The sequence below is a fragment of the Candidatus Omnitrophota bacterium genome (assembly GCA_028715965.1).
GTDB lineage: Bacteria > Omnitrophota > Gorgyraeia > Tantalellales > Tantalellaceae > JAQUQS01.
In genome coordinates this window covers 1-9,503 of the sequence record JAQUQS010000036.1, presented here as the reverse complement: position 1 = coordinate 9,503, position 9,503 = coordinate 1, and the positions used below count along the sequence as shown (strand labels likewise).

The window sequence follows — 9,503 nt, the reverse complement described above, 5'->3', positions numbered from 1 at the left end:
CAAGCAGGGTCGCCATCCTCTTACTGGCACTTTCGGTAAGTCTTGCGTTCCTTAAAGCCGTCTTTATCCCGGCCTCCGGATGGAACACGTCCTCAACGAACCTTTCCCTGGCCTCGCTGGCCGCCTGCCTGCGTTTCATGGCTTTTTCCGCCTGAGCCGCCTGATATGATCCGGCCGCGGCTGTCGCGTTGGATACCAGACGCCGTAATATCCTCGTCGCGGCGGAATGGCGGGCAAGCTTTTCCATACTTTCCGCTTGCGTGCTGCCACTCTGGGCCGTAAGTTCATCCACGGTCCTGTCCGCCTCTGTCTTTTCTCGGGAGGCCTCTCCGGACCTTACGGTATCCTTAACTCTGTCGTTCACCGATCCCTTCAATATGTTAGTTTCTTTGAGCGAAAGATCGTTCATCCTTGACAGGATACCCGCGTTGCGGACAAGCTCCTTATGCTCAAGCGCTAGCCGGTCCTTCAATATGCTGCCAGCCTCATATCCCAGAGCGCCTTCTTCGATCAACCTGTCCGTCAATTCTGCGGCGTTACTCAGCATCCTGCTTCGCGCCTGCATGACCGCTATGGCCTGTTTCCGGCTGCTTCTTGTGAACCTTTGCACTCCGAGGGCGTCCATGCCTTTCGCCATCCTGTCCAACGCGTCCTTGTCCATACGACCTTCACTGGCTTCCGAGGTGCGCGCGGCTATTTTTTCCGCGATATCCTTTATGTTCGCGGGATCGCCTGACCTGAGGTTTATGCCGAAGTTATCACTAAGCATCTGCCTGACACTATTACCGGCCTCTTCCGGCGACAAGGCCCCGCTCTCATCCATTGAGACCTTCAGGTTCCCGTCCGCGTCGACCGAAACGCCAGCTTCCTGACTGGCCCTGGCCCTTATGGCCCGTTCCACCGCCTTGGCGCTTAGAGGCGCTATCCCGTACCCGGCCAATACCGCATATGAGGCGCCGGTGAAAGCTTCCATCGCTCTGGCGAGGGACTGTATAGCATCGAGCATGCTGTCCGGCAGTACGCCTTCCCGGATAAGCGAGCTGGGTTGCGAGTTCAGGAACCCACGCATATCGCTGTAGTTGTCGCTAAGCGGAGCTGCCATATCGTCAAAAAGCTTCTGAGCCGACTTCCCGTCCATCCCCGCGAGTTTATCCAGCCTGTAATGGTCCATGATCTTTGACGCGAAACCGCGTGCGGCCTGGTCCGTGACCGATGAGGATATATCTTCACCAATGACCTCGCCGGCTCTATCACTATGGGTTATTACGGAGTTCTTGAACAACGAGTCGAGATCAACGTTGTCCAGGCTGTTCTCAAACCTGCCCCTGTTCATGTTGAGCTTGGTCTGTCCCTTGAAGAACCCGGCCCCGGATATATGACCTGCCATATCCTCGGACAGCTTCACTCTTTCGCCATAATGGAGCGTCCCGAGATCATACGAGTCCGTATTCACACCCAGGGACGAAAGTACCGCTGATATCGCGTCCATATCCCCATTGGAAGCGCGCAGTGCCGCTCCGAGCAAGGCTCTATCCGTATGGAACCTGGCGTCTTTTTCCCTGAGCACACCTTTATTCTGGATGAATGTTTTTGACATCTCGTGCTTTATCGCCTGTTTCATCCCCATGGACATGGTGCTATCGTTGTCGACCTGTTCAATGCGACCCATAACGGAGTCCATCGTCCTCTCCGACCATCCAAGCCCCTGGTAAGTAGTAGCTACCTCGGACATCCCCGCTTCGGAAGCCTTAAGCCCCTCAAGTTCTGACGCAAGCTGGTCCCGCAGGTTTACCTGGTCAGCATACGGGACACTTTCTGTATGGCGCGCAAGGTCAGCCTCGACCTTGCCCAGGTCCCTTGTCAGCCTTGCTATCTCCTGTCCTATCCCGGCTTCTGTCACCGGAGCCGATATTTCGGCGTTAAGGGTGTCTATACGTGCCCGCAGGTCCAGTCCGGGGGCCTCAGCCGTCTTGACCTCAAGTTGCCGGACCATGTCAGCTTTATTCCCACGGAGTTCCTGCAACCGCGCTTCGACCTTTTCCACCTTGTCGTTCATACGATACTGTGGCATTACGCCGTCATCCGCCACCCTCTGCACCGCCCTGCTGGATTCAGCGGCCTTATCGTTGACCCTGCCCCACATCGGATCCACTATAAGGTCACGGCCTCCTATATTCACCTCTACCCACACATGGCGTCCCTGGCTTTCCACATCGTCCCCATGCGCTTTCTGCGCGTCCCTGTACACGTCGCCGCGCATGATCTTCGCGCCGCTAACCCCGAGACGTTTTAGCATAAAAGCCATAAGCGGTGCCCTGTGGCGGCACACGCCCTGTCCTTCGTCAAGAAGGGACCCGATAAGGACTATCTCCCCTTTCTTGTCCTTGACCAGTTGTTTGCTGAGGTCGGCATCCCTGGACGGCATTCTCTGTTCCAGGAATTTCATGGCAAACGCCACTTTTTCACTATCCGTCATTTTGGACCCGCGGTCCCTTTCTATCGCCGCCGCTTCACTCGACATGTCCGAGAGGAAACGCGCGAAACTCGGGTCTATCCGGGAATCGAACAATACCACTTCCCGGGCGCCCCAGCCTTTTGTCCCAACCGACGCCATCCCGTCCTCGACGTCAGAGACTCCCTCCACACGGTCAAAACGTGACTGCGCGTTCGCCTGAAGATCCGCGAGCTCACGTTCAGCCTGTTCTATTTTTTGCTGCTGCTTGCCGATGTTATCTCTCAGGGCTTTTATCTCCTGGCGATGCTGTGCCTGGAGACTGGCGACTTCCTGCCGCAGTGACGCCACTTCATGCTTTGCCGCCTCCGTACGTTTCGCCACACTTTCAGGGGAAAGATCTTTCCTGGCGCCTTCAAGAGCGGCGATCTGTGCCTGTATCGAATTTATCCGCTGTGTCAACCTCTGCGTAGTATCATTATGCATCTGGGACTGCTGGTCTATCTGCGCTTGTGCCTGCGCGACCGCTACAGTAAGCTCGCTTATCCGCGAACGGACCGCCGATAGATCACGCGAGAACCCGACCTTGCCCAGATTAAGGGTATTCATCATCGTCCGCGCGTCCGCGGCGTTATTAATGACCGCTCCGATAACCTCTCGCTGGAACTGCCCTCCGCTGAACGGCATGTTATTAGCGATCTCCGTCAGTATCACGGACTTGTTGGAATCGTTCGAGGTCGCTATTATGCCGACAAGATCGGCGTCCGCGCCCGGCATCCCTGTACTTCTTTCAGGAATCCGATACACTTATTCGCAGTATCCGCGGTAGTACTGGATATGACGGTCCTCGCGGCCGAATACTTCAACGATGAGATAAGCCCGTTGAACGACGCGGGTGCCGCCATCATACCGATCGCCGCGGACCTGGCGGTCTGCCCGGCATCCCTGGAGATCGATACATCGAACACGTTCATGCGATTGACCAGATTGACCAGACCTCGGACCTGGCGTCCGCTGAGCCCTATATCCGACAAGAGTTGCGCGGCGGAGTTGATGTCCCCGGCCGACTCACGTATGACCATCAGCGCTGCCGTGTTCGTCACGTTAGCTTCTGAGAGAGTACCTTCCATCATGGACCTGCCCAGGCCCATGGCCACAGCCTGGCCGATCGCCGGGGACTTGGTCGTAGCGTTCAGGACTTTGAACAGGTTAGGCGCCGTGTCCTTTGTTACCCCGAACTCACTAAGCACGGAGACGTGATCCAGGACGTTCCTGCCCATCACGTTTATCATTGAACCCGCGAGAAGACGGTTAATGCCTGCCTGGTCCAGTACAGGGGTTCCCGAGTCCCTGTCAAAACGGACAAGATCCGCCTGTCCGGTGGACGCCATCATGGCGTTACCGGCATTGGCAAGCGCACGACCGACCTGTTCCGCGGATATCCCGGAAGCGGCAAGTACTCGCGCGGCTTTCGTGATCGCGCTATCTATGCCCGCGGACTCTAGTTGCTGTATAAGAGTGCTGTGAGAACCATCCTCAATGTCCACAAGAAGCTTCATATCCTTTACGCTTCCCAGGTTGAAAAGGACCGACCCGTTAACTGCCTGGTGGAATTTCACCCGGACATCCGATATGTTGCCTGACCCCATCTGGCTGAAGAGCGCAAGTCCTGTCGCCGCGAGTATGCCACCGCCTATGCCGGTCACGCTGGCCAATCTGGCAAGCATATTGATATCTGACTGTGTTAGCCCGAGAGACTCGGCCAATTTCGCCGATGGGATCTCTCCCCTCATCAGAGAGGAAGAGAGCTGTATAATGGGCATGGAATCCGCCAGTGTGGCCCCGGAGACCTGTCCTGTCATCGCGAGGTACATCATGTCATCGAAAAGAGCATCGCTAGCCGCGTCGGGCGATATGCTCACGCCCATTTCCTGCAGCCCGTTCATGTCGCCGTTACGCGCGTCGGCGACCGCGTAGATCAGCGTCTCATTCCGCGCGATCGACTGGCCGATATCCCGGGTTATCCCCAGGAGCCCTATCTGCGCCAGGGCACCGCATACCGAAGCATCGGTAAGGTTGGCGTTCGATAGACGTTTAACAAGGTCCCTGAACGCCCCCTGGTCGGCGGTACCATCCCGCATCGCCCCCAATGTGTTCATGTCTATGCCAAGCTGTTCCGCGAGGATCGCGGCATGCTCCTGTGAAACCCCTCCCAGGTCCACATTCTGCAACGCCTGGGATATCCCGGCCTGTACGTTATCTCGTCGCGTGTTGGATATATTAGAGGAAAATCCGCCGTCAAGGTCCGCGAACTCGACCAGGTACTCGGCCGTTGACGCGCTGATGCCGCCGGCCTGCAATATTGCGCTGAGAATGGGCTCCTTGAACCCTTCCTCATATACTGACCTGGCACCCTCGCTGGCGACCGTTACTATGCGCTTAATGGCGCCGAAAATGGCGTCCTTGACCATGAACACGCCTTTAGCCGTACCGAACCCTACAGCATTACCTGTCGGCGCGCCAAAGATCGGTATATCCACCCAACTCCCCGCTATGGCCCCGAGAGATTGCACTATCGGACCGAAAATAAAGAACGTCGCTATGAACATCGGGTTATCGATCGTTGTCCTTGTCACGGCACCTATGATAGTGCCCTGGCCGAACTGGGCGAGATTAAGCAATATCGTCTTACCAAGCCCCTCTGTTATACCGCTGCCGGGGAGCGTCTTCAATATACTGATCACTTCCTCCATACTGTCAACCCCGAGTATGCCTTTCAGCACAGGCTCAATAACGGCTTTCGCGCTCATGTAGAGGACAACTCCCGCCTGGGCCATCATCACCACGTTCGACGCTATCCCGAGGAAGAATCCCTTCGCGGAGAACGTCAAAAGCTGGGTCGCCATCAGCTGGCCTGCCGAGGCGACTTTCAACATCACGACCGTCGCCACCGAAGCACGCATGGGTATCTTGCCCGCCACGAACATAAATGCCTTACCAGTATTGATTATGACCGAGGCACGCCATCCGCCGGCCTTTATCATGTTAGCCGTAAGAGATGTCATCTGCGCGCTTATCCGCGCGAGTATACCGCCGCCGCTCGTGGCGGTCGCGGCTCCCGTAATGTTCATGGCTCGGCTGAAGAATATAGACAGACCCACACCGATTATCGAACCTATCGCTATGGATATCCAATGCGCGTCCGTCGGCACCTCAAGCCCTATGAAGGAAGCAACGCCCATAACAGTAAGGGCCTGCGCGCTCATAGAGAAGGACTGGTGCTGGAATGCCTGCCAGTTCCCCGACGCGTGGATCGAGAGGCCTGTGACAACGCCTACCCCCGTCCCGAGCGCGGCCACAACCGCCACCGAAACGGCGACGACCAGGACCGCCAGCCACGCGACCGGGTTCGCCATGCTGGCCACTATGGCAAGCCCGATATAAAGACCGATAGCGGCACCCATTAACCCGCCGGTCGTCCCCATTACTCCCATGGCGGACCCTTCGCTGTCCATATAACCCATGGAGGTGTCAAACATGTTTGAAAGAACCTCATAAGAGAATAGATGAGCAATAGCACTCTCTGACGTCAACGGCTGATTACCTCTCACAAGTTTGGCCGCGCTTACAGCCAGACCGACTATAAGGCCTACCACCATCCCTATGGCGAGTCCGATCGGCATCCCGACACCAAGGCCAAAAACAGTCCCTATCGCCGCGCCTATAGCGCCGAAAACCGTAATAGTACTACCTATAGTCTTACCAACACCAGTTATACTCATACCATTAGGTGCCAATACCGTCTTCTCAAGTTTATCACTAGCGCCGCTAACATTAACGACCCCCGCAATAACAGCACCGACTATAGCTCCAACTATAGCTCCGATAAGTGTACCCAATCCGGGAACTATCATAGTTCCTATAAGCGCACCTACGGCGGTACAACCTCCTATAGAGACAGTGGAGAACCCAGAATGCACCTCCGTATCGAACAGGGAGTTATTAAATGCCGAGTTTAAGGTAAGCGCAATATTTCCAACAACAGCGTCCACCACCACGCATTTACCTATACCGATTATGACCGCTTCATATACGAGATCCTTGCATATGCCGTTCCACACCGCGCCCTTCACCAGGCCGTAATTGCTCTTCCATGCCGGGCAATCCACCCATTCGCCGTTCTCCGTGTGGAGCCCGCCCCAGAAAACACCGGCCACGGCACAGACAAGGTTCTTCCAGATACCGTTACCGCCGCGAGCTGCCATATCCATATCCCCTGTGACAAGGCCATAAAGCGCTTTGCCGATATTGCCTACAGCACAGGCCACATGGTACACGAAGTTGACCACGGCTCCGACAACACCGTTATAGAAGACGTCCCAAACACACAGGGCTACGCCTTTTACTATGCTCCAGGCACCGCGGACCACACCATCCACAGCGCGAACCACTAGTCCTCCTATGGTCTTGGCACACCAGATACCTATACTGGCTATAACACCGTGCTGGCTATAGTCGGTGGATGAGGAGAACCAGTCCTTAAAGTTATTCCAGAAACCCCAGAAACCGGTATGGTTAACATCCACAGCAGACACCTCTATAGACTTACCATTTGCATCGAATTTCTCCGAGGACTTTATCTCGACATTCTCCGCATGGTTATATACCATCCGGTTGAGGGTATACGACCCATCGGCATTGTATGTATATTTCTCCTCACTGGTGGATATCTTTTCGTCGTCCTTATAGACCGATGACCAATCAGCCGTGACCCTGCCATTGGCGTCAAAGTCCTTATCGACATGTATCTCGGTACCGTCCGGGTTATACTGCTTGCCCGTTACCTTGTAAGAACCGTCCCCCCAATGCTGATATGAAAGGTCCATCCTGGTCTTGTTCCCGTCAATATCGGTCATAACGGATTTATCCGTAAGCACCTTGCCATCAACATTGAATGTCTGGGCCACCTGTACGACGGTCCCGTTATGTTGCCATCTAGTACCCGTTACGGAATAAGAACCGTCGGCGTTATAAGAATAGCCGAGGTCCTGTGTCGTGCGGTTCCCGTCCTTATCCAGGAAGGCCGAACGGTCCCTTAACACACGACCGTCCGCGCCCATATCCCTGTTAAGCAATATCTTACCGCCATCATACGCGTATTGCGTCCCACTCGTATGGTAGGACCCGTCCGCGGCAAAAACGTTCCGGACACTATAAGCGTTCATCCGTCCCGAGGCATCTTTTGTCGTCCCTATAGCGTATCTTTCGACCCGTCCGTCCGCGCCCATAAAATCCATATTAAGGCTTACTATGCTTCCCGCGTTCGAAAGGTCTGGCTTGAATTCGGCCATAAGCTGGCTAAGCTGGCCTTCGCTAGCGATCCCCGTCCTGCGGGCCGCGGCCTCGAACCGGGCCACGTTCTGCACAGCGGTCTTTTTGCCGTCGACGGAATCACTGATCCACGCGGTAACCGTATTCCCGCCGTCACTATACGCGGCCATCATCCTGAGTCTGCCTTCGGCGTCTATCATGAATTGTTCTGTCTTGCCGCTCGGCGTATTAAACGATGCGATGAAGTCATATCTGGCCCCTTCAGCCTTGCCAAAGGTCTCGAACTGTTTCATGAAAGCGTACCGCTTATTGCCGTCACTGAGCATGGTCGGGTCTTTTTCCGCCGCGGCCTTGATCCTTTCCGAGTTATCCACAGCGCTGGACTTGCCGTCCCGGCTACGCCCGACCCAGGCGTTCATCGTAGCTCCCGTTGCCGGGTCGGTTACGGATATCATACGCTGTACAAGGCCCGATGAGCCTATCTGGAAATTATCCGAAGTACCGTCCGCGCCCACGAACAGGGCCTGTACGGAGAAAGAGGACCTTAAGGCCCCCTCGCTGGCGGACTCAAAGTTCCGCATAAGGGTCTCCCGGCCTTTTTGGGTCGAGATATCGGATGCTACGGCTTTCTCCATAAATTTGGCCACATTGCTGACAGCTGTTCCCGATCCATCACGGCTCTCCGATACCCAGGCGTTGACCGAGTTCCCTTTTCCATCATCGTAGGTGGCCAACATGTTTATAAGGCCACCCTCGCCTATCCTGAACTGGTCTATGGAGCCGTCCGCGCCCACAAAACCCGCCTGCAGAGAGAATCCCGTCTTACGATCATTCGCGAGCGCCTTGAAGGACCTTACAAGGGCCTCGCGGCCTTCGCTCGTGGATATATCCGCCCTGAGGGCCGCCTGGAGGAACGCCTGGCCGTTCTGGTACGCGCTCCTGCTGCCGTCCTGTCCACGCCCGACCCATGCGCTCATTTTGTTCCCGGCCGCGTCTGTATATGAAACCGCCGTTTCGATGGTCCCCGACGCCCCCACTCGGTATTGCTGTGTCCGGCCATCGACACCTGTGAAGCTCGCCTGTATGTTGAAGAGGGATCCCGATGATCTATCCATGGTCTTTTCGAACTTGCGCATGAGAGCTTCACGGCCCCTAATACCGGTTATATCAGCTTTGGCGGCTTCCGCCTTGAAAGCGGAGGCATTCTCAGCCGCCGTCTTCGACCCATCGACGCTGCGGCTGACCCATGCGGATACGGTGTTACCTTTCCCGTCATCGTAGGTGGTCATCATCTCGACCATACCGGAAGAACCTATATTGAACTGCTCGATGGTGCCGTCCACCGAGACGAACGTAGCCTGAAGGGTGAACACGCTACCCGGCAACCGGCCTTCCTTCATCTCGAAACCGGCGATCAGGGCTTCTCTGCCAGCCGTGGTACTCAAGTCAGCCTTCGCTGCCCTGGCACGGAATTCAGAGCCGTTCTGCGCCGCGGTAGTTCTACCATCCTGGCTCCTGCTGACCCATGCGGATACACTGTTACCCTTACTGTCGGTGTACATTTCAAGCTTGGCCACCATACCGTTGGAGTTTATATTGTACTGTTCGATATTTCCGGCGGTATCCTCAAAAGAGGCCATGACGGAGTATGCCAGACCGGGCTTTGTGCCCTTGACCGGTTCGAGGCCTCTCATCATGGCTTCTCGTCCGGCCGTGGTAC

General features: G+C 55.8%; 2 protein-coding genes. Both read right to left on the bottom strand.

The window, feature by feature from the left end:
* A partial coding sequence (locus PHH49_08350; protein MDD5488948.1) for a transglutaminase domain-containing protein occupies positions 1 to 3,229 on the bottom strand: 3,229 nt, incomplete at its 3' end.
* Complete coding sequence (locus PHH49_08345) at positions 3,196 to 9,480, bottom strand: hypothetical protein (GenBank protein MDD5488947.1); 6,285 nt, start codon at positions 9,478 to 9,480, stop codon at positions 3,196 to 3,198. The genes PHH49_08345 and PHH49_08350, both read right to left, overlap by 34 nt.
* Positions 9,481 to 9,503: the final 23 nt, after the last annotated feature.

Coding starts and splice junctions, on each gene's coding strand:
- PHH49_08345 (MDD5488947.1), bottom strand. CDS start 9,480: ATGATGAGAGGCCTCGAACCGGTCAAGGGCACAAAGCCCGGTCTGGCA.